The sequence below is a fragment of the Sphingomonas chlorellae genome, assembly GCF_056485145.1.
In genome coordinates, this window is sequence record NZ_JBQXXM010000003.1 from 55,380 (window position 1) to 76,448 (window position 21,069).

19 protein-coding genes are annotated in these 21,069 nt (G+C 68.4%); 9 read left to right on the forward strand and 10 right to left on the reverse strand.

Going from position 1 to position 21,069, the window contains the following annotated elements:
- Window positions 1-57: 57 nt before the first annotated feature.
- The 9 genes from ACT3CF_RS09040 to ACT3CF_RS09080 all read right to left on the reverse strand — a co-directional run bounded on the left by ACT3CF_RS09040 (window position 58) and on the right by ACT3CF_RS09080 (window position 9,389).
- A complete protein-coding gene (locus tag ACT3CF_RS09040) occupies window positions 58-1,611 on the reverse strand; it encodes a Shedu immune nuclease family protein (protein ID WP_478422032.1) in 1,554 nt (517 codons plus the stop codon).
- A gap of 311 nt (window positions 1,612-1,922) precedes the next feature.
- Window positions 1,923-2,534, reverse strand: coding sequence for a bifunctional 4-hydroxy-2-oxoglutarate aldolase/2-dehydro-3-deoxy-phosphogluconate aldolase (gene eda, locus ACT3CF_RS09045; RefSeq protein ID WP_478422034.1), 612 nt, complete (start codon window positions 2,532-2,534; stop codon window positions 1,923-1,925).
- Window positions 2,531-3,499, reverse strand: a complete 969-nt coding sequence (gene glk, locus ACT3CF_RS09050) for a glucokinase (protein ID WP_478422036.1) — start codon at window positions 3,497-3,499, stop codon at window positions 2,531-2,533. Before glk ends, eda begins: the two co-directional genes overlap by 4 nt.
- A 105-nt stretch (window positions 3,500-3,604) precedes the next feature.
- The gene (gene edd / locus ACT3CF_RS09055) at window positions 3,605-5,428 is read right to left on the reverse strand and encodes a phosphogluconate dehydratase (RefSeq protein ID WP_478422038.1); all 1,824 of its coding nucleotides are present in this window, start codon (window positions 5,426-5,428) and stop codon (window positions 3,605-3,607) included.
- The gene (gene pgl, locus ACT3CF_RS09060) at window positions 5,428-6,132 is read right to left on the reverse strand and encodes a 6-phosphogluconolactonase (RefSeq protein WP_478422040.1); all 705 of its coding nucleotides are present in this window, start codon (window positions 6,130-6,132) and stop codon (window positions 5,428-5,430) included. Before pgl ends, edd begins: the two co-directional genes overlap by 1 nt.
- A gap of 57 nt (window positions 6,133-6,189) precedes the next feature.
- Complete coding sequence (gene zwf / locus ACT3CF_RS09065) at window positions 6,190-7,647, reverse strand: glucose-6-phosphate dehydrogenase (RefSeq protein ID WP_478422042.1); 1,458 nt, start codon at window positions 7,645-7,647, stop codon at window positions 6,190-6,192.
- A gap of 116 nt (window positions 7,648-7,763) precedes the next feature.
- Window positions 7,764-8,705, reverse strand: a complete 942-nt coding sequence (gene argC / locus ACT3CF_RS09070; protein WP_478422044.1) for an N-acetyl-gamma-glutamyl-phosphate reductase — start codon at window positions 8,703-8,705, stop codon at window positions 7,764-7,766.
- Window positions 8,702-8,935 (reverse strand): SH3 domain-containing protein, encoded by a 234-nt coding sequence (locus tag ACT3CF_RS09075; protein WP_478422046.1) that lies wholly within the window; start codon window positions 8,933-8,935, stop codon window positions 8,702-8,704. The genes argC and ACT3CF_RS09075 overlap by 4 nt, the downstream gene beginning before the upstream one ends.
- 91 nt (window positions 8,936-9,026) lie before the next feature.
- Window positions 9,027-9,389, reverse strand: a complete 363-nt coding sequence (locus ACT3CF_RS09080; RefSeq protein WP_478422048.1) for a MarR family transcriptional regulator — start codon at window positions 9,387-9,389, stop codon at window positions 9,027-9,029.
- 89 nt (window positions 9,390-9,478) lie between these two features.
- On the opposite strand from ACT3CF_RS09080, the gene ACT3CF_RS09085 reads away from it, so the two are divergent.
- The 6 genes from ACT3CF_RS09085 (at window position 9,479) to ACT3CF_RS09110 (ending at window position 14,883) form a co-directional block, all read left to right on the forward strand.
- Window positions 9,479-9,718 (forward strand): hypothetical protein, encoded by a 240-nt coding sequence (locus ACT3CF_RS09085; protein WP_478422050.1) that lies wholly within the window; start codon window positions 9,479-9,481, stop codon window positions 9,716-9,718.
- Window positions 9,718-10,077, forward strand: coding sequence for a preprotein translocase subunit SecG (gene secG / locus ACT3CF_RS09090; RefSeq protein WP_478422052.1), 360 nt, complete (start codon window positions 9,718-9,720; stop codon window positions 10,075-10,077). The genes ACT3CF_RS09085 and secG overlap by 1 nt, the downstream gene beginning before the upstream one ends.
- 177 nt (window positions 10,078-10,254) lie before the next feature.
- On the forward strand, window positions 10,255-11,886 hold the full coding sequence (locus ACT3CF_RS09095) for a CTP synthase (RefSeq protein WP_478422054.1): 1,632 nt from the start codon (window positions 10,255-10,257) through the stop codon (window positions 11,884-11,886).
- A gap of 277 nt (window positions 11,887-12,163) precedes the next feature.
- The gene (gene recA, locus ACT3CF_RS09100) at window positions 12,164-13,234 is read left to right on the forward strand and encodes a recombinase RecA (RefSeq protein WP_478422056.1); all 1,071 of its coding nucleotides are present in this window, start codon (window positions 12,164-12,166) and stop codon (window positions 13,232-13,234) included.
- Window positions 13,235-13,476: 242 nt separating this feature from the next.
- Window positions 13,477-13,965: a hypothetical protein gene (locus tag ACT3CF_RS09105; RefSeq protein ID WP_478422058.1), complete on the forward strand. Its 489-nt coding sequence runs from the start codon at window positions 13,477-13,479 to the stop codon at window positions 13,963-13,965.
- A 291-nt stretch (window positions 13,966-14,256) separates the two neighbouring features.
- A complete protein-coding gene (locus ACT3CF_RS09110) occupies window positions 14,257-14,883 on the forward strand; it encodes a glutathione S-transferase family protein (protein WP_478422060.1) in 627 nt (208 codons plus the stop codon).
- 48 nt (window positions 14,884-14,931) lie between these two features.
- Here ACT3CF_RS09110 and ACT3CF_RS09115 read toward each other — a convergent pair whose 3' ends face one another.
- The gene (locus ACT3CF_RS09115) at window positions 14,932-16,263 is read right to left on the reverse strand and encodes a dicarboxylate/amino acid:cation symporter (RefSeq protein WP_478422062.1); all 1,332 of its coding nucleotides are present in this window, start codon (window positions 16,261-16,263) and stop codon (window positions 14,932-14,934) included.
- Window positions 16,264-16,367: 104 nt separating this feature from the next.
- On the opposite strand from ACT3CF_RS09115, the gene ACT3CF_RS09120 reads away from it, so the two are divergent.
- The 3 genes from ACT3CF_RS09120 to ACT3CF_RS09130 all read left to right on the forward strand — a co-directional run bounded on the left by ACT3CF_RS09120 (window position 16,368) and on the right by ACT3CF_RS09130 (window position 21,065).
- A complete protein-coding gene (locus ACT3CF_RS09120) occupies window positions 16,368-17,621 on the forward strand; it encodes a M24 family metallopeptidase (RefSeq protein WP_478422064.1) in 1,254 nt (417 codons plus the stop codon).
- Between the two features lie 201 nt (window positions 17,622-17,822).
- Complete coding sequence (gene alaS / locus ACT3CF_RS09125) at window positions 17,823-20,483, forward strand: alanine--tRNA ligase (RefSeq protein ID WP_478422066.1); 2,661 nt, start codon at window positions 17,823-17,825, stop codon at window positions 20,481-20,483.
- A gap of 90 nt (window positions 20,484-20,573) precedes the next feature.
- On the forward strand, window positions 20,574-21,065 hold the full coding sequence (locus tag ACT3CF_RS09130; RefSeq protein ID WP_478422067.1) for a c-type cytochrome: 492 nt from the start codon (window positions 20,574-20,576) through the stop codon (window positions 21,063-21,065).
- Window positions 21,066-21,069: the final 4 nt, after the last annotated feature.

Below are 21,069 nucleotides of genomic sequence, written 5' to 3' on the forward strand. Positions count from 1 at the left end.
ACGTCGCTTTGGCCAAATGACGAAGTGCGCGAGATTGACGACTCCACAGGCTAAGCCTCAGTCCCTCGGGTTACGGTCTTCGTCGTCACGCGCGTCCCAGTGTCCATCGTCCTCATCCTCAAAGGGATCGAAGATATCGAACGCGTCCTCCGGTCCGTCGTCAATGTCGGAAACGTATCGCTCGCCAGCGAGTAGTTCCCTCAGGATTTGCAGCCGCTCCAGCATTTCATCAAACGTGATGATCCGCACGTCCTTGAACGAATTTCTGATCAATTCGAACGAGCGGATCGTCGCCTCCTCGCTCGGCATCGTTCCAGCCACAACTACGCACTCAATGGCCGACACGTCGAGGTTGTTGATCTTGCTGTTATAGAGGGTGTGCGCAATGTTCGTTGTGAGCTTGACACGCTGGTCGAGCACCTGAGTAACCGCCCCCATCAACTCTTTGGACGGGCCGAAAACCCCTCCTCTATATTCGGTGTGTGTCAACAGAGCCGTCTTCGGCCGCTTGATTTCCACTAAGGCTGCATTGTGAGATAGAGCGTTCTTGGCGAGGAAGTCGGCTATTTTAGTGCCGCTGCCCGAAAGCGTCTGCCCACCCACTGACGCGCTAGCCTGCAAGAGCACGATAGGCTGGCCGAACAGCATGGACAGGATGAAGGGATTTAACTCAAGCAGCGTCTGCCAGACGCCCTCTGCGCTGTTGCGTCCAATATGGCTCTTCACGGCATCAATGAGCTTGTCGAGGCCGACAATCTCGATGTCCTTCTGTAGCTGCACAAACTCTCGAGGATCGCGCTTTGCGAGGGCGTCGGCGTTGCCCGCAATCGCATTGAGGACGCTGACCCGATCCCTGCCCCGCAGCTTTACCACCGCGCTCTGAGTGCCTCCCAGCAACTTGTAGACTGTGCCTGGGCGGTAAGGTCTCTCTTTGTAGCGATGAACATCCGGCATCGCTTTGTGGATCGAGTTGTTGTGCGCCATCATTTCGCGTTCGATCAGGCTATCGGCCTGATGGTGGCGCGCGATGCGGTTCATTCCATTGCGGAGGGTCGTGTATTCCTCCGTGCCCATGTAGAAAGTTGCCCCGTCGATGCGGGTCGTCTCCTTCTCCGAAATGACGAGACGGCGAACACCCTTGAGTTCCTGTATTGAATTCACCAGCGGCTTCATCTCCTTGACGAAGCCGAGGCCGAATGACGGGTCCTTGATGAAGCCGTTGGGGATGGCCTTCATAAGCTCAACCACGCCGAAGTGCTCTTCGGGTAAGTCTGGCTCCTGAGGCAGGTCGATCTGTATCTCCTCCAGCTGCTTGTATTTTTGCTGGTAGAGCCGGTCAGAGAAGTAGATCAGCTGTGGGTAGATGCTGAGCGTCCCTGCCTCATAATCAAGCCGCAATGCCGTCCTGGGCACAGGTTCTTCGTCCTCGAAGTACTCACGAGCTACACTCCGCACGAGCGCGTCCGAGGCTTTGATCTTCACATCCACGATCTTATCGCTTCGTGTGACGATGAAGCGCGCCTCGCCAAAGCCAGTCTTTGGCGTGATGTCGCCAAGGAGCTCGTTGAAGTCGTCGGGTTCTGCGCCGGGCAGCATGTCCAAGTCAGTCATATCGCTGACTTACCTAAGCTGGCGTAGATTTAGAACTAGGTCGGGCTGAGTAGGAGAAACAGCGCTGTATCGCAATTGGGCACGCCGACGATGATGTGCTGTCCGCTTCTCGTAAAAACCTGGCGGCCCAGTCGCAGCCGCTCTTATCCGCCACTGACCCCCGGTACCGATCGCGCTCGACACCGCGCACGCCAAGCCGTTTGTGCCCGCTGTCCGTCACCATCGGCCCGGACTTTGCCGAACCGCAGGCGAGCAGGCGCGCATTCCTGCCCACCTCGGCGAGCGGCGGTCCGCCCGCCGGGGTCGGTGCGTCAGTTGGCCAGCGCGGCGGCGGCGCGGGCTTTTTGTTCGACTTCGGGCATCGTGCCGGTGGCGATCCAGCTGCCGCCGACGCACAGCACCGGATCGAAGCCGAGCCAGGCGGGCGCGCTGTCGAGCGTGATGCCGCCGGTGGGGCAGAAGCGCGCCTGATAGAAGGGGGCGGCGAGCGCCTTGAGCGCCTTGAGCCCGCCCGAGGTCTCGGCGGGGAAGAACTTGAAATGGCTGAGGCCGAGATCGAGCCCGCGCATGATGTCGGCGGCGCTGGCGATGCCGGGGAGGAAGGGCACGCCGCTTTCGATCACCGGGCGCGCCAGCCGCTCGGTGAGCCCCGGCGAGACGATGAATTCGGCGCCGGCATCGACCACCTGGGCGAACTGGTCGGGATTGATGACGGTGCCCGCGCCGACGATCGCGCCGTCGACCTGCTTCATCTCGCGGATCGCGTCGAGCGCGGCGGGGGTGCGCATCGTCACCTCGAGCACGCGCAGCCCGCCGCGGACGAGCGCCTCGGCCAGCGGGCGGGCGGTGGCGGCGTCGTCGATCACCAGCACCGGGATCACCGGGCTGGTGCGCATGATGGCTTCGATGTCGTGCGTGCTCATCGGGCATGCTCCTGGGCAAAGGCGGCGGCGGCGCCGAACAGGCCGGGCTGGGGATGGGTGATCAGCTTGACCGGGATCGTGGCCATCAGCCCGCGGAACCGGCCCTTGGCGACGAAACGCTCGCCGAAGCCCGACTGGAGCAGATGGTTCTTGAGCCGCAGCCCGAGCCCGCCCGCGATGACGACGCCGGTGGGGCCGTGCGACAGCGCAAGGTCGCCCGCGACGGCGCCGAGGCTGAGGCAGAAGCGATCGAGCGCGGCGACGGCGAGGCTGTCGCGCCCGTCGAAGGCGAGCTGCCAGATCTCCTTGTCGTCGAGGCGCTGGAAGGGCTTGCCCTCAAGCTCGGCGAGCGTTTCGTAGATCGAGACGATCGCCGGGCCGGCGGCGACGCGTTCCTTCGACACGCGCGTATAGGTCTTGCGCAGCCGCTGGACGAGCGCGTCCTCGATCGGGTCGAGCGGGGCGAAATCGGAATGGCCGCCCTCGGTCGCGATGACGTGATAGCCGCCGTCGTGGCGGAACACCTGGGCGACGCCGAGCCCGGTGCCCGGGCCGCAGACGGTGAGCGAGCCGGACGCGGGCAGCGGCGTTTCGGGGCCGCACAGATGCTGGAAGTTCGAATCGTCGAACTGGGCGACGGCGTGGCCGATCGCCTCGAAATCGTTGACGACGGTCCAGATCTCGGCGCCCAGCCGGTCGGGGATCAGCGCGGGGCGGATGATCCAGGGGTTGTTGGTGAGCTTGATGATCTCTCCGCCCACCGGCGAGGCGACCGCGATCGCCGCCGCGCGCGGGGCGGGCCGATCGAGCGTGGCGGCAAAGGCCTGCCAGGCGAGCTGAAGGCTGGGATGCTCCGCCACCTTCTGGGTCACCGGGGGGCTCATCGAGACGACGCGACCCTCGGCGACCTCGGCAACGGCGAAGCGGGCGTGGGTGCCCCCGATATCGACCGCGACGACTTCCATTGTTCCTCCCCGATTTTTCGGACGCGTTCCACTGTCAACGTTGGCAGTGCCGCACGCCTTTCGGCCTTTCAAGCCCGTTTTGTAAAGCGTCGATCAAGCGGCGGGTCAGAGCCCCGCCGCCGACAGCATCGCGCTTGCCCCCCGTTCCGCCTCGTCCGCGCCGGTGCGCAGCATCGCGAACAGCTCGCGGCCGGTGCCGATCGCCGCGGGCGGGGCGGCAACGGGCCGGCGCGCCGCCCACTCCTGTGGATCGACCACGGCTTCGAGGATGCCGCGTTCGGCATCGAGCCGCACGCGGTCGCCGTCGCGCAGCAGCGCGATGGGGCCGTTGCCGATCGCTTCGGGCGAGAGGTGGATCGCGCAGGGCACCTTGCCGCTGGCGCCCGACATCCGCCCGTCGGTGACGAGCGCGACGCGGAAGCCGCGGTTCTGGAGCACGCCGAGCGGGGGCGTGAGCTTGTGCAGCTCGGGCATGCCGTTGGCGCGCGGGCCCTGGAAGCGGACGACGACGACGACGTCGCGATCGAGCTCGCCCGCGCGGAACGCCGCCTGCACCTCCGACTGGTCGTGGAAGACGCGCGCGGGGGCGTCGATGACCCAGCGGTCGCGCTCGACCGCGCTGACCTTGATGCAGGCGCGGCCGAGATTGCCCTTGAGGATGCGGAAGCCGCCCTCGGGCGAGAAGGGCGCGTCGGCGGTGCGGACGATCGCGGGGTCGCCGCTGGTCGCGGGAAGATCGCGCCAGGCGAGCGCCTCGTCCTCGATCACCGGCTTGCGGCCATAGGCGGCCATGCCGCCTTCGGCGACGGTGAGCGTGTCGGCGTGCATCAGCCCGGCGGCCAGCAGCTCGCGGATGACGAATGAGGGGCCGCCGGCATCCTCGAACTGGTTCACGTCGGCCGAGCCGTTGGGATAGACGCGCGCGAGCAGCGGCACGACGCGCGAGAGCCGGTCGAAATCGTCCCAGTCGATCATGATCCCGGCAGCGCGGGCAAAGGCGGGGATGTGGATGAGGTGGTTGGTCGATCCGCCCGTCGCGAGCAGCACGATCGCGGCGTTCACGATCGCCTTTTCGTCGACGACATGGCCGATCGGGCGATAATCGTCGCCGTTCCAGCCGATCGCCGCGAGGCGATGCACGGCGGCGCGGGTGAGTTGCTGGCGCAGCCCGGTCTGGGGGTTGGCGAAGGCGGCGCCGGGGATGTGGAGGCCCATCGCCTCCATCATCATCTGGTTCGAGTTGGCGGTGCCGTAGAAGGTGCAGGTGCCCTTGCCGTGATAGGCGGCGATCTCGGCCTCGAGCAGTTCCTCGCGGCTCGCCTTGCCCTCGGCGAAGCGTTCGCGGACGGCGGCCTTGTCCTTGTTGGCGAGGCCCGAGCGCATCGGGCCGCCGGGCACCATCACCATCGGCAGATGGCCGAAGCGCAGCGCGCCCATCAGCAGGCCGGGGACGATCTTGTCGCAGATGCCGAGCAGCGCCGCGCCCTCGAACACGCGGTGGCTGAGCGCGATCGCGGTCGACAGCGCGATCGTGTCGCGGCTGAACAGCGACAGCTCCATGCCCTCATAGCCCTGGGTCACGCCGTCGCACATCGCGGGCACGCCGCCCGCGACCTGCGCCGTGGCGCCCGCCTCGAGCGCCCAGACCTTCATCTGCTCCGGGTAGCGATAATAGGTCGCGTGCGCCGAGAGCATGTCGTTATAGGCGGTGACGATGCCGATGTTCATCGCGCGACCGTCCTTCATCCGGTCGCGCTGTTCGTCGGTGCCGGCATAGGCGTGCGCGAGGTTCGCGCAGCCGAGCTTGGGACGGTCATTGCCCGATTCGCGCGCCTGGCGGATCAGGTCGAGATAGGCGGTGCGTCCCGCCCGCGACCGTTCGATGATCCGGTCGGTGACGGCGGCGATTTCGGCGTGCAGCGTGGCCATCAGGCGCTCCAGTGGATGTCGACCGGCAGCTCGACGTCGGCAAGCACGCGGCCGATGGGGTAGGGCGAGGCGGCACCCGCCTCGATTGCGGTTTCCAGCACGTCGCGCTTGGCCTGGCCCGACACGGCGATCATCAGCGCGCGCGCCGAGGCGATGGCGGCGCGGCTGAGCGTGACGCGCGCCACCGGCGCTTCGGGCGGCAGCGGATCGGGCATGACGCCGAGCGCGCGGCGCTCCTTGGGGCCGTTGAGCGCCTCGTCATAATCGGGGCCGGGGAAGATCGAGGCGCAATGCCCGTCGGCCCCGACGCCGAGCAGGCACAGGTCGAGCGGCCAGTGGACGTCCTGGAGCCGCGCGTCGGCGGCACGGCCGGCGGCCTTGTAATCCTCGGCCTTGTCGCTGATCAGCGGCAGCACGCGCGCGCCCCGGGGAATGAAGATCTTGCCGATCGCGGTGACGTTCGACAGCGGATCGCCCAGCGGCACCAGCCGGTCGTCGCCGGGGATGATCGTCACGCGCTTCCAGTCGAGCTTGGCCGCGGCGAGTTTTTCATAGATCGGCAGCGGCGTCTTGCCGCCGGCAAGCGCGACGACCGCGCCGCCGCGCGCGTCGATCGCGCTTTCGATGATGAACTGGATGTCACCGGCGACCGCGTCGGCCATTTCGGCGGCGTCGTCATAGTCCCACCATTCGATTTCGGTCATTCTTGTTCTCCTGCGCGTGGGGTCCGGTGGGTGGACTTCGGATATGGGATCACGCGCCTATTCGTTCCACGTCACCCCGTCGCGCTCGGTCAGCGCGACCGAGGCCGAGGGGCCCCAGCTTCCCGAAGCATAGGGCTTTGGCTTGAGGTCGGAAACCTGCCATCCGTGACGGATGCCGTCGATCCAGGCCCATTGCGCCTCCACCTCGTCGCGGCGGACGAACAGCGTGGGATCGCCCTCGATCAGATCGAGGAGCAGGCGTTCATAGGCGATGCGGCGGCGCGTGCCGGCGAATTCGTTCTCGAGGCTGAGGTTGAGCGGCACCTCGCGCAGGCGGATGCCGTCGCGATCGAGCCCGGGCTGCTTCGCCATGACGAGCAGCCGCACATATTCCTCGGGCTGAAGCCGGATGACGAGCGTGTTGGGGTGCAGCACGCCGCCGCGATCGGCGAAGATCGAGTGCGGCACCGGCTTGAACTGGATGACGATTTCCGAACGGCGTTCGGCCAGCCGCTTGCCGGTGCGCAGGTAGAAGGGGACGCCGTGCCAGCGCCAGTTGTCGACATGCGCCTTGATTGCCACGAAGGTCTCGGTCGACGACGGCTTTTCGAGGTCGGTCGCATAGTCGCGGACGATCGAGCCGTTGACGGCGCCGCCGCCATATTGGCCGGTGACGGTCAGGTGCGCCGCATCGCCGCCGGTGATCGGGCGCAGCGAACGCAGCACCTTGACCTTTTCGTCGCGGATCGACGTGCCGTCGAACTGGGCAGGGGCCTCCATCGCGATCAGCGCAAGGAGCTGAAGCATGTGGTTCTGGACCATGTCGCGCAGCGCGCCGGTCTCGTCATAGAAGCCGGCGCGCCCTTCGAGCCCGACGGTTTCGGAGACAGTGATCTGGACATGGTCGATGCCCTGGGCGTTCCACACCGGCTCGAACAGCGAGTTGCCGAAACGCAGCGCCAGGATGTTCTGGACGGTTTCCTTGCCGAGATAATGGTCGATGCGGAAGGTCCGCTCCTCGGGAAAGACGCTGGCGACGAGGTCGTTGATCTCGCGGCTGGTGTCGAGATCCTTGCCGAGCGGCTTTTCGAGGCTGATCCGCACATTGTCGCCGGCAAGACCCGCGGCTTCGAGGCCGCGGATCGTCGGGCCGAACAGCCAGGGCGCGGTCGACAGGAAGATCGCGAGCCCGTCGCGGATGTCGCCCACCTTTTCCTTGAGCGCGGCGAAGCCCGACACGTCCGAGGCGTCGAGCGGCTGATAATGCACGCGCTCGAGAAAGCTTTCGACAGCGCTGTCATCGCGCCGGTCGGCGGTCAGGAAGGTGTCGAGCGCCTGACGGGTGAAGCGGCGATAGCCGGCATCGTCGAGGTCCGAGCGCGCGGTGCCGATGATCGACAGCCCCTGCGGCAGCAGGCCGTCGGCATGGAGCGCATAGAGCGACGGCAGCAGCATCCGCTGCGCCAGATCGCCGGTTGCGCCGAACAGCAGGAGTTTGCCGACGGATTGCTGCATTGCGTGCCTCTTCTGATCCTGTCCCTGGTCCTTCAGGACACGAACGGCGGGCAAAGATCAAGCGTCGGCTTGGCCCGGACGCGCGGGGACCGGCCCCGCCGCGCCCGGTCGCCGGTTCAGAGAACGAGCCCCGCGCTGGGCGAAAAGCCCGCCATGACGTTGAGATTCTGGACCGCGGCACCCGCCGCGCCCTTGCCGAGATTGTCGAGCGTCGCCACCAGTCGCGCCTGACCGCGCTCGGCATTGCCGAACACGCGCAGCGACAGCCGGTCGGTGCCGGCATCGGCCTCGATCGTCACCATGGTCTCGTCGGCGGGAAGCACGCGAACAATATCGCTGTCGCGATACGCCTCGCGCAGCACATTCTCGATCGCCTCGATCGAGGGACGCCGGGTGAAGGCGAAGAGCGGCAGCGGCACTTCGATCAGCATGCCGCGATAGGTGCGCGCGACCGCCGGCATGAAGATCGGCGGATGTTCGATGCGCGCGTGCTTCTGCATCTCCGGCACATGCTTGTGCGCAAGGCCGAGGCCATAGGTGCGGAAGGCGGGATGCGCATGCCCGGGCGATTCGGGCTGTTCGAACTCGGCGATCATCGCCTTGCCGCCGCCCGAATAGCCCGACACGGCGTTGACGCTGAGCGGATAGTCGTGCGGGATCAGCCCCGCGCGGACGAGCGGCCGGACGAGCGCGAGGAAACCCGTGGGATAGCAGCCCGGATTGGCGACGCGGGCCGATTCGGCGATCGCCGCCATCTGGCCGGGCTCAAGCTCCGGGAAGCCATAGGTCCAGTCGGGCGCGACGCGATGCGCGGTCGACGCGTCGATCACGCGGGTGCGGTCGTTGCGGATCATCGCAACCGCCTCGCGCGCCGCATCGTCGGGCAGGCAGAGAATCACGAAATCGGCATCGTTGAGCGCGGCCTCGCGGCGCGCGGGATCCTTGCGCTCGGCATCGTCGAGCTGGATCAGCGCGATTTCCTGGCGGCCGGCCAGCCGCTCGCGGATCTCGAGCCCGGTGGTTCCGGCCGCCCCATCGATGAAGACGCGCGTCGTCATGCTGCTGCATTCTCCTCGGGCAGGGCCACGGCGGTCGCGTCGACATAGCCGACCAGACGCAGTTCGGGCGCGCTGCCCCAGACATGCGCGCCGGCGACCTCGAGCACCTCGAACACCGTCCCGGCGGCGAGCGTCGCCAGCAGCGGCGAATCGGCGCTGATGCCGCTGCGCAACGCTGCGGCGCGCACGAGCGGGCAGGGCATCGGCGCGGCATAATGTGGCGCGAACACCCGGTCCGCCAGGCGCACATCGGCCAGATCGCCGCGAACGGCGTCGGCCCGCGCGTCAAAGACGGGGGATTTTCCCTTTAGTGAGAAACGTTTACGCGTTGGCCCTGCGGACGACCGGTTCGTTGTCGTGGTCGCCCGCAAGGAATTGCCCGAACTCTGCAAGAAAATCTGCCCCTTCAGCGGTCCGTGCGACGAAGATGTTCCGCTTGTCGGTATCGTCGCGTTGGCGACGCAGATAGCCGAGCGTGCCCAGGCGATTCAAGGCGCGGGTGACTACGGGTTTCGAAACGTTGAGCGCGCGCGCGAGCCCGCGGACCGTGTGCGGCCCCGGTTCGAGATAGATGAGCAGAAGCATCGCCATCTGACGATTGGTGAGATCCGGCTCCCCCGAGCGCACATAGTCGATCAGGGTGGTCTTCCAGGAAGATAGCGCCTGGTCTTGAAGTGCGTTCACAGCGTTTACCCGGTCTGCAAATTGGCCCCCGGCCATGACGGGGGCTTCCCAGCAGCGGTAACGCGTCTTGGCGCGACTGGTTTCAGTGCGTGGCCGAAATGTTTCATCTTCGTGTAAAAAAGTATCGCAACGGCGGGCCGATCGCCGCATTTTGCGACGAAAATCGTCCGTTCGCCGGCAACGAGGCGTCGCCGCCGCGCAAAAATGCGCCCGAAGCCGCCGTTCGGGGCAACGCGATGGCGACCCGCCGCGGCGCGCGCCGAAGCGCAAGGTTGATCCCCGCGCCCGGCTCCCCTATGTCGCCGCTTTCTCAACAGGTCGGGTCCTGATGTACACCTTTCTGCTCGTCGTCCACGCCATCATCGCGGCGCTTCTCGTGACCGTGATCCTCGTGCAGCGCTCGGAGGGCGGCGGCCTGACCACCGGCGGCAGCCCCTCGGGGCTGATGTCGGCGCGGGGCGCAGCCGATTTCCTGACTCGGTCGACCGCGATCCTGGCGACGGCGTTCATCGTGATGAGCATCGTGCTCGCCGTGATCGCCGCGACGCGCCACAACGTCTCGATCGACACCTCGCTGCGCCGTGCGCCTGCGCCCGCAAGCGCGCCCGCCGCGGCCCCGACGGCGCCGGCTCCGGCCGCGCCCGCCGCACCGGCGCCCGCCAACGGCCAGGTTCCGCTGGCCCAGTAACCGGCCGGCCCCGCGCCCCTGCGGCGCGGGCCTGACCACCCCCATGGCTCCCCGGCCGCGGCGCCGGGGGAGCCGTTTCGCTGTCCGGCATCCGCCGGACTTGACCAAAAAATAGTGCGCCGGCCCGGATTCGGGCGCTTGTCGGCGCGCGCACATTCACGTTAGGCGTTTCCTCCCATGGCGCGGTATATCTTCATCACCGGCGGCGTGGTCTCCTCGCTTGGCAAAGGTCTGATGGCGGCAAGCCTTGCGGCGTTGCTCCAGGCCCGTGGCTATCGAGTCCGCATCCGCAAATTCGATCCCTATCTCAACGTCGATCCGGGCACGATGTCGCCCCACCAGCATGGTGAGGTGTACGTCACCGACGACGGGGCCGAGACCGACCTGGACCTGGGGCATTACGAACGCTTCACCGGCGTCGCCTCGCGCCAGTCGGACAACGTCACGTCGGGCCGGATCTACAAGACGATCATCGAGCGCGAGCGGCGCGGCGACTATCTGGGCGCGACGGTGCAGGTGATCCCGCACGTCACCGACGCGATCAAGGCGTTCGCCCAGGCCGAGACCGAGGACCTGGATTTCGTGCTGTGCGAGATCGGCGGCACGGTGGGCGACATCGAATCGCTGCCGTTCATCGAGGCGATTCGCCAGCTCCGCAACGACCTGGGCCGCGGCCAGACGGTGAGCATCCACGTCACGCTGGTGCCGTTCATCGCAGCGGCGGGCGAGCTGAAGACCAAGCCGACGCAGCACAGCGTGCGCGAGCTCGCCGCGCTGGGCGTCCAGCCCGACGTGCTCGTCTGCCGGTGCGAGCGCGACCTGCCCGCGGGCGAGCGCGCCAAGATCGCGCAGTTCTGCAACGTCCCCGCGAGCGCGGTGATCCCCGCGCTCGACGCGAGCAGCATCTATGCCGTGCCGCTGCAATATCACCATGAGGGCCTCGACGTCGAAGTGCTCAAGGCGTTCGGCATCGACGCGGGCGGCCCGCCGCCGCTCGAGCGGTGGGAAAACATCGTCGCACGGCTCCAGAACCCCGAGGGCGAGGTCACGATCGGCGTCGTCGGCAAATATATGGGCGTCCCCGACGCGTATAAATCGCTGACCGAGGCGCTGGTCCATGGCGGCATCGCCAACCGCGTGAAGGTCAACATCCGCTGGCTCGACGCCGAATTGTTCGAGAAGGACGAGGCCGACATCACCGCGACGCTGGAGCCGATGCACGGCATCCTCGTCCCCGGCGGCTTCGGCGAGCGCGGCAGCGAGGGCAAGATCGCGGGCGTCCGCTTTGCGCGCGAACGCAACGTGCCGTTCTTCGGCATCTGCCTGGGCATGCAGATGGCGTGCATCGAAGGCGCGCGCGCGCAGGGCATCGCCAAGGCGTCGACCACCGAATTCGGCCCGACCGAAGAGCCGGTGGTGGGCATGATCACCGAATGGATGACCGCCGACGGGCTGGAAAAGCGCGAGGCCGGCGGCGACCTGGGCGGCACGATGCGGCTGGGCGCCTATCCCGCGCGGCTGGCGGGCAACAGCGTCGTCGCGTCGATCTATGGCGGCACCGAGATCAGCGAACGCCATCGCCACCGTTACGAGGTCAACACCGCGTACAAGCCGGTGCTCGAAAAGGGCGGGCTGGTGTTTTCGGGCATGTCGCCCGACGGTACGCTGCCCGAGATCGTCGAGCGCCCCGACCATCCGTGGTTCATCGGCGTGCAGTTCCATCCCGAGCTGAAGTCGAAGCCGTTCGATCCGCACCCGCTGTTCGCGAGCTTCATCGCCGCGGCGGTGAAGCATTCGCGGCTGGTGTGAGCGCCGGGCGGGGAGGGCATCGCGCCGGCCCCGCCGAACGATCACCGCAAGACGGGCAGGGGGGGCGGGCGACCGCCCCCTTTTTCGTGGCGCCGCCGCGCCGACGACGGCGGGCCGGGGGGCGGGCCGGGGTCGGGGCGATGCCGTGCCGGGGCCGGGCCGGCGCCGTGCCGCGGCGGAACGGAGTTCTCCTCTTGTTCCGCGAGAACAAATGGAATACATAGCCATTCGCGCGGTTGAACGAGCGGCGCAAACGCTTTAGCGACGGGGACTTCAGATGGCAGCATCCCTCAAGGTGATCGAAGGCAACATGGCGATTTCTTCCGACAAGCAGAAGGCACTCGACGCCGCGCTCGCACAGATCGACCGCGCGTTCGGCAAGGGCAGCGCCATGAAGCTGGGCAGCCGCCAGACGATGGAGATCGAGGCGATCTCGACGGGGTCGCTGGGGCTCGACATCGCGCTGGGCATCGGCGGGCTGCCGCGCGGGCGCATCGTCGAGATCTATGGCCCCGAAAGCTCGGGCAAGACGACGCTGGCGCTCCACGCGATCGCCGAGGCGCAGAAGAACGGCGGCGTCGCCGCGTTCGTCGACGCCGAGCACGCGCTCGATCCGGTCTATGCCAAGAAGCTGGGCGTCGACATCGACGAGCTGATCGTCAGCCAGCCCGACACGGGCGAGCAGGCGCTGGAGATCACCGACACGCTGGTGCGATCGAACGCGATCGACGTGCTGGTCGTCGACTCGGTCGCCGCGCTGGTGCCGCGCGCCGAGATCGAGGGCGAGATGGGCGACAGCCATGTCGGCCTGCAGGCGCGGCTGATGAGCCAGGCGCTGCGCAAGCTGACCGGATCGATCAGCCGGTCGCGCTGCCTGGTGATCTTCATCAACCAGGTGCGCATGAAGATCGGCGTGATGTACGGCAACCCGGAGACGACGACGGGCGGCAACGCGCTCAAATTCTATGCGTCGGTCCGGCTCGACATCCGCCGCACCGGGCAGATCAAGGACCGCGACGAGATCATCGGCAACAGCACGCGCGTCAAGGTGGTGAAGAACAAGGTCGCGCCGCCGTTCAAGCAGGTCGAGTTCGACATCATGTACGGCGAGGGCGTGTCGAAGATCGGCGAGATCCTCGACCTGGGCGTCAAGGCCGGGCTGGTCGAGAAGTCGGGCGCGTGGTTCAGCTATGACAGCGTCCGCATCGGCCAGGGACGCGAGAACGCCAAGAACTTCCTGCGCGAGAACACCGAATTGTGCGCGCGGCTGGAGGCGGCGATCCGCGGCCGGACCGAACAGGTGGCCGAGGGGCTGATGGCGGGGCCGGAACCCGACGACGATCTTTGAGGCGGGAACCCCCGGCCTTGCGGTGAAGAACCGGCCCGGAGCGCAGGCTTCGGGCCGTTTTTTGTTGGGACGCGTGCGGCCGGCGGGGCGGTGCGGCCGGGCCGGGGGGCGAGGGCCGGTACCCCGCGGCCGGGGAGAATGCGGGGGCAGGGACGTTTTGCTTCGGGCGGGAAGCCTTTAGGATCGGGGCGCGGGGCAGGTGCGACCAGGGGGGGCGCCGCCTCGCACGCAGGAGGCCGATGATGACGACACCCGCCGATCCCGACGACGGCGACGCCACGCAGGCGCAGGTCGAGGGTTTCATCGACCGTTTCGCACCCGAAATCGCCGACCGCGTTCGCACCGCGCGCGCGGTGCTGCGCGTGCGGTTCCCCGGCGCGACCGAGCTGGTCTATGACAATTACAACGCGCTCGCGATCGGCTATGGCGCGGGCGAGCGGGCGTCCGAGGCGATGTTCAGCCTTGCCGTCTATCCGCGCAACGTCCTGCTCTATTTCCGTTTCGGTACGACGCTGCCCGACCCTGCGGGGTTGCTGCGCGGCGAGGGGCGCCAGGGGCGCTATGTCTGCCTGAAGGACGTCGCGCTGCTCGATGCGCCGGCGGTGATCGCGCTGCTCGACGCCGCGCTCGCGGCTGCCGGGCGCCCGATGCCGGCGGCGGGCGGGCGCACGATCGTCAAGTCGATCGCCGCGCGACAGCGCCCGCGCCGGCCGGGCGCGGCGCAGCGCTGATCCGGGCGGAGGACCGGGGCGGGGACCGACCCGTCGCGGCGCGCATGCGCGGCGCGGGGCGTTCGGCCGCGCTGGCGGAGGTTCGATGCCGGGGTTCCGCCGCTTACGCGGCGGCCCCTCCACCACCGGCCTGACGGCCGGCGGTCCCCCTCCCCGGGGCGGGGAGGATTTTTTTGGGCGAGGCGGTGGGGGCGGCTTTGGTGGGGTCGCGGCTTGCCAGTCGGGGGGCGGGGCGGCACCTTGGGGGCGCGCGGGCGGAACGGCGTCGGCGCGTGGAGGGGAGGATCGGCGATGCTGACGGTGCATCATCTGGAGAATTCGCGGTCGCAGCGCGTGCTGTGGCTGCTCGAGGAACTGGGCGTGGCGTACAAGGTGCGGCGCTATGCCCGCGATCCGCGCACGATGCTGGCGCCGGCGGCGCTGCGCGCGGTGCATCCGCTGGGCAAGTCGCCGGTGATCGAGGATGACGGCACCGTCGTCGCCGAGACGGGGGCGATCGTCGAATATCTGGTCGAGAAGGCCGGCGGGCGGCTGGGGGCGCCCGCGGATCGCGAGGGGGCGCTGCGCTATCGCCATTTCCTCCATTATGCCGAGGGATCGCTGATGCCGCCGCTGCTGGTGATGCTGGTGCTGGGGCGCGTGCCGCTGATGGGCAAGCTGGCGCTGCGCCGGTTCCGGCCGATGGCCGCGGTGCATTTCGACTATGTCGAGCGCGAGCTGGCGACGCGGCCTTGGTTCGCGGGCGACGATTTCACCGCCGCCGACGTGATGATGAGCTTTCCGATCGAGGCGGCGGCGGCGCGCGCCGGGGCGCTGGACGGCCGCCCGCATCTGGCGGCGTTCGTCGAGAAGGTGCAGGCGCGCCCGGCCTATGCCGCGGCGCTGGCGGCGGGCGGCCCCTATGCCTATGCCCGCTGACGCGAGCGGGCGCCCCGGCCGGACGGTTCCGGCCGGGGCGCCGCGGCGTCAGTCGTGCGACTTGCCGTAGTCGCGGAAGCTGTCGGCATCGTCCGCCGCGTGCGCCGCGGGGAAGCGGATGTCCTCGTCGGGGTTTTCGGGGCGGTCGAGCTGCCCCTCCCAGCGCGCGACGACGGTGGCGGCGACCGCATTGCCGATGACGTTGGTGGCGGTGCGCCCCATGTCGAGGAAATGATCGACCGCGAGGATGAGCAGCACCCCCGCCTCGGGGATGTTGAAGTGCGACAGCGTGCCGGTGATGACCACCAGGCTGGCGCGCGGGACGCCGGCGATGCCCTTGCTGGTGATCATCAGCATCAGCAGCATCGTGATCATCGTCCCCCAGTCGAGATGGATGCCATAGGCCTGCGCGATGAAGATCGACGCGAAGGTCATGTACATCATCGACCCGTCGAGGTTGAACGAATAGCCGAGCGGCAGCACGAAGCTGGCGATGCGCGGCGGCACGCCGAACCGGTCGAGCGCGTCGAGCGTGCGCGGATAGGCCGCTTCGGACGAGGCGGTCGAGAAGCCGAGCAGGATCGGATCGCGCAGATAGCGGATCAGCAGCCGCGTGCGCGGCCCGACGATGACGAAGCACGCCGCGAGCAGCACCGACCACAGCACCGCAAGCCCGATATAGAAGCTGCCCATGAACAGCGCGAGATCGCCGACGACCGACAGCCCCTTGGTCGCGAGCGTGCGCGCGACGGCGCAGAACACCGCGACCGGCGCGAACAGCATCACATAGCCGGTGACGGTGAGCATCACCTGGACCAGCGCCTCCATCCCGCGCAGCAGCGGCGCGGCCTTTTCGCCCACCGCCGCCATGCCGACGCCGAAGAAGAGCGAGAAGATGACGAGCTGGAGAATGTCGTTGTTCGCCATCGCGTCGATGGCCGAGGTGGGCACGATGTGCGTGAAGAACTTGGCCGCGTCGAACGCCGAACGGTCGACCCCGCTCGAGGCGGTGGCCGGCGGCAGCGGCAGGTGAAGCCCCACGCCGGGATGGAGCAGGTTGACGAGCACGAGCCCGAGGAACAGCGAGACGAAGCTGGCGCCGAGGAACCAGCCGAACGCCTTGATCCCCACGCGCCCGATCGCGCCGGTGCCGCCCATGTGCGCGATGCCGACGACCAGCGTCGACACCACGAGCGGCGCGAGGATCATCTTGATGAGATGAAGGAACATCTGGGTGGGCACGTCGAACCAATAGGCCGCCCCCGCCAGCCATTGGGTGCCCGGCCCCCCATTGTCGTCCCAGGTGGCATGGAGCCCCCAGCCGAGCAGCCCGCCGGCGACGAGCGCACCCAAGATCAACCACGTCAGTCTTTTGCCCACGAATGACCCCTGTATCGTTTGCGGCGCAGGGAAGGGGATTGTGGCGGCCGGGTCAAGCGCCGTATCGCCGGGTTGTCGCCAACGCATCGAAAAGGGGAATGCCGATGCCCGCCTGCTCCCGCCGCCAATTGCTTGCCGCCGCCGCGGCGTTTCCGCTGATCGGGGCCGCCGGCGGCGTGCTGCGCGCCGCCGAGCCCGACCTGGCCGGATTGAAGGACATGACCGCCGGCGCGGTGCCGATCGGCGTCGACGAGCGGCTGGCGCGAATCGCGCGCGCGCAGGCGCTGATGAAGGCGAACGGCATCGGCGCGGTGCTGATCGAGCCGGGGGCGAGCCTGGTCTATTTCACCGGTGTGCGCTGGGGGCGCAGCGAGCGGCTGACCGCCGCGGTGCTCCCGGTCGAGGGTGAGCCGTGCATCGTCACGCCCTTCTTCGAGGAGGCGCGGACGCGCGAGACGCTGGCGATCCCGGCCGAGGTGCGCGTGTGGCAGGAGGACGAGGACCCGCTGAAGACCGTCGCCGGGCTGCTGCGCGACCGCAAGCTGGCCGGGATGCCCGTGGGGATCGAGGAGACGGTGCGCTATTTCGCGGTCGACGGGCTGCAGAAGGCGGGGCTGCGCGTCACCTCGGCCAACCCGGTCGTGCGCGGATGCCGGATGATCAAGAGCCCCGCCGAGATCGCGCTGATGCAACTGGCGACCGACATCACGATCGCGGCGTATCGCTGGGTGCATCCGCGCGTCGAGAAGGGAATGTCGCAGCGCGACGTCTCCGCGCTGATGGACGCGGCGACGCGCAAGCTGGGCGGCAGCCCCGAATTCAGCATGGTGCTGGTGGGCGAGGGCGCCGCCTATCCGCACGGGACCAAGGTGCCCGCGCCGGTCGCCGAAGGGCGGATCGTGCTGATGGATTGCGGGTGCAACGTCCAGGGCTATCAGTCCGACGTGTCGCGCACCTTCGTCTATGGCAGCGCGAGCGCCGAGCAGCGGCGCGTGTGGGACGCAGTGGCCAAGGGACAGCAGATCGCCTTTGCCGCCGCGCGGCCGGGGGCGGCGGCCGGAAGCGTCGACGATGCGGTGCGCCGCTATTACGCGTCGCTGGGCTTCGGCCCCGACTACAAGCTGCCCGGACTGTCGCACCGCACCGGCCACGGCATCGGCCTGGACGGGCACGAGCCGGTCAACCTGGTGCGCGGCGAGACGACGCGGCTGGCGCCGGGCATGTGTTTCTCGAACGAGCCGGGCATCTATATTCCGGGCAGCTTCGGCGTGCGGCTGGAGGATTGTTTCCACATGACCGAGTCGGGGCCGAAATGGTTCTCGACCCCGCCCGTCTCGATCGAGCAGCCGATGGGCTGAGGCCGGGCCGCGACCGGGCGCGACCGCGGCGGGCCGCCGGCGTCCGGTCGTGATCCGTCCGGTCGCATCGGCGCGTTGCCGCGCCCTTGGGGTACGCCAGCGCAGCATCGAAGTGCCGCCAACCGATACGATGGCGGAACGATCGCGCGCGGTGGTGTGTTTCGCTTGAGCGAAACGCGCCATGCCCTTAAGTCGGCGCTCATGACGTCGACCAATGATATTCGCCGCTCGTTTCTCGACTATTTCGAGGGCCAGGGGCATGCCCGCGTCCCCAGCGCGCCGCTGGTGCCGCACAACGATCCCACGCTGATGTTCACGAACGCCGGCATGGTCCCGTTCAAGAACGTTTTCACCGGGCTCGAGTCGCGGCCGTACACCACCGCGACGAGCAGCCAGAAGTGCGTGCGCGCGGGCGGCAAGCACAACGACCTCGACAATGTGGGCTATACCGCCCGCCACCACACCTTTTTCGAGATGCTCGGCAATTTCTCGTTCGGCGACTATTTCAAGGATCGCGCGATCGAGCTGGCGTGGAACCTGATCACGCGCGAATGGGGCATCGCCAAGGACCGGCTGACGGTCACCGTCTATCACAATGACGACCAGGCGTTCGACCTGTGGAAGAAGATCGCCGGGCTGCCCGACGAGCGGATCATCCGCATCGCCACCAAGGACAATTTCTGGGTGATGGGATCGGACGGGCCGTGCGGGCCGTGCTCCGAGATCTTCTATGACCATGGCGACCATATCTTCGGCGGCCCGCCGGGATCGCCCGACGAGGACGGCGACCGTTTCGTCGAGATCTGGAACCTGGTGTTCATGCAGTTCGTCCAGGCGAACGACCAGATCGTCGGCGACCTGCCGCGTCCGTCGATCGACACGGGCATGGGGCTGGAGCGCGTGGCGGCGGTGCTCCAGGGCGTCACCGACAATTACGACACCGACACGTTCAAGGCGCTGATCGAGCAGTCGGGCGCGCTGACCGGCGCGTCGACGACGGGCGAGAACCAGGCGAGCCACCGCGTCATCGCCGACCATCTGCGTTCGTCGGGATTCCTGGTCGCCGACGGCGTGCTGCCGGCGAACGAGGGCCGCGGCTATGTCCTCCGCCGCATCATGCGCCGCGCGATGCGTCACGCGCACCTGCTGGGCGCCAAGGACCCGCTGATGCACCGCATGGTGCCCGCGCTGGTCGCCGAGATGGGCGCCGCCTATCCCGAGCTCGTCCGCGCGCAGCCGCTGATCGAGGCGACGCTGTTGCAGGAAGAGACGCGGTTCCGCCAGACGCTGGCGAACGGGCTCAAGCTGCTCGACGAGGCGACGCAGGGGATGCAGGCGGGCGACACGCTGCCCGGCGAAACCGCGTTCAAGCTCTATGACACCTATGGCTTCCCCTATGACCTGACCGAGGATGCGCTGCGCGCGCATTCGATCGCGGTCGACCGGGCGGGCTTCGATGCGGCGATGGCCGAACAGAAGCGCGCCGCGCGCGCCGCGTGGAAGGGATCGGGCGACAAGGCCAGCGAAGAGGTGTGGTTCGACATCGCCGACGAGCTGGGGAGCACCGAGTTCACCGGCTATGCCGGGACCGAGGGCGAGGGCCAGGTGGTGGCGATCGTCAAGGACGGCGCCCGCGTCGAGCGCGCGGCGCCCGGCGACAGCGTCGTGATCCTGACCAACCAGACGCCCTTTTATGCCGAGAGCGGCGGCCAGATGGGCGATGCGGGCACGATCACCAACGACAAGGGGCTGCGCGCGATCATCGACGACACGTCGAAGCCGCTCGGCCGGCTGCACGCGCACCAGGCGCGCGTCGAGGCGGGCGAGATCGCCGTCGGCGACACGGTGAAGCTGAGCGTCGACGCGGTGCGGCGCGACCAGATCCGCGCCAACCATTCGGCGACGCACCTGCTCCACGCCGCGCTGCGCAAGCGGCTGGGCACGCATGTGACGCAGAAGGGCAGCCTGGTGGCGCCCGAGCGGCTGCGTTTCGACTTTTCGCACCCGGCGGCGCTTTCGGCCGACGACATCGCCGCGATCGAGGCCGATGTGAACGCGCAGATCCGCCACAACGAGGCGGTGTCGACGCGGCTGATGACCCCCGACGACGCGATCGCCGCGGGCGCGATGGCGCTGTTCGGCGAGAAATATGGCGACGAGGTCCGCGTGCTGACGATGGGCCGCGGCGATGATGCGGCCTATTCGGTCGAGCTGTGCGGCGGCACGCACGTCAATGCGACGGGCGACATCGCGATCTTCAAGATCGTCGGCGAAAGCGCGGTCTCTTCGGGCGTGCGCCGGATCGAGGCGCTGACCGGCGAGGCGGCGCGCCAGTGGCTCAACGCGCGCGACGAGCGGCTGCGCGAGGCGGCGGCGGCGCTGAAGGCGACCCCCGACGAGGTGCCCGCGCGCGTCGCGGCGCTGGTCGAGGAACGCCGCCGGCTCGAACGCGAGCTGGCCGAGGCGAAGAAGGCGCTGGCGCTGGGCGGCGGTGCGGGCGCGGCGCCGGCGGGGCCGGAACAGGTCGCCGGGATCGACTTTGTCGGCCAGGTGATCGACGGGCTGGAGCCCAAGGCGCTGCGCGGCGCGGTCGACGAGGCCAAAGGGCGGATCGCGTCGGGCGTCGCGGCGTTGGTGGCGGTGAACGAGGGCCGTGCGTCGGTCGCGGTCGGCGTGACCGACGACCTGAAGGGATCGCTGAGCGCGGTCGATCTGGTCAAGGTCGCGGTGGCGGTGCTCGGCGGGCAGGGCGGCGGCGGCCGGCCCGACATGGCGCAGGGCGGCGGCCCCGACGGCGACAAGGGCGCCGAGGCGCTGGCGGCGGTGCGCGCGGCGATCGCGGCGGCACGAGCGAGCGCCTGACGCTTTGATCCCGCGCAAGGCCCGGGCGGTTTTCCGTGCCTAGGCGCGGAAAATGGCTCCGATGCGGAGTGAGGCAAAAGGGGTAGTGGAATGACCAAGGCTCGACTGATTTCGGTGATGGTGGCCGCGCTTGCGGTTTCGGCCTGCGGCTCGCAGTCGAGCGCGCCGGCACCCGAGCAGACCGCAGCGGCGCCCGAGGCCGCGGGCAATATCGAGATTCCCGCGATCGACAACGCCGCGACGCCGGGCAACGCGACCGTCGCCGACGCCAGCGCGGCCGCCGGCCCCGCCGCACCGGCCGCGTTCACGCCGTGCAAGACCTGTCACACCGCCAACAAGGACGGCAAGCCGGGCGTCGGCCCGAACCTGTGGGGCGTTGCGGGCGGCAAGGCCGCGCAGAAGGCGGGCTTTGCCTATTCGGACAAGCTGAAGGCCGCGGGCCTGACCTGGGACGACGCGACGCTCGACAAGTGGATCAGCGGCCCGATGAAGCTGGTTCCCGGCACCAAGATGACCTTTGCGGGCGAGGCCGATGCGGCCAAGCGCCAGGAGATCATCACCTATCTGAAGTCGCTGCACTGATCGT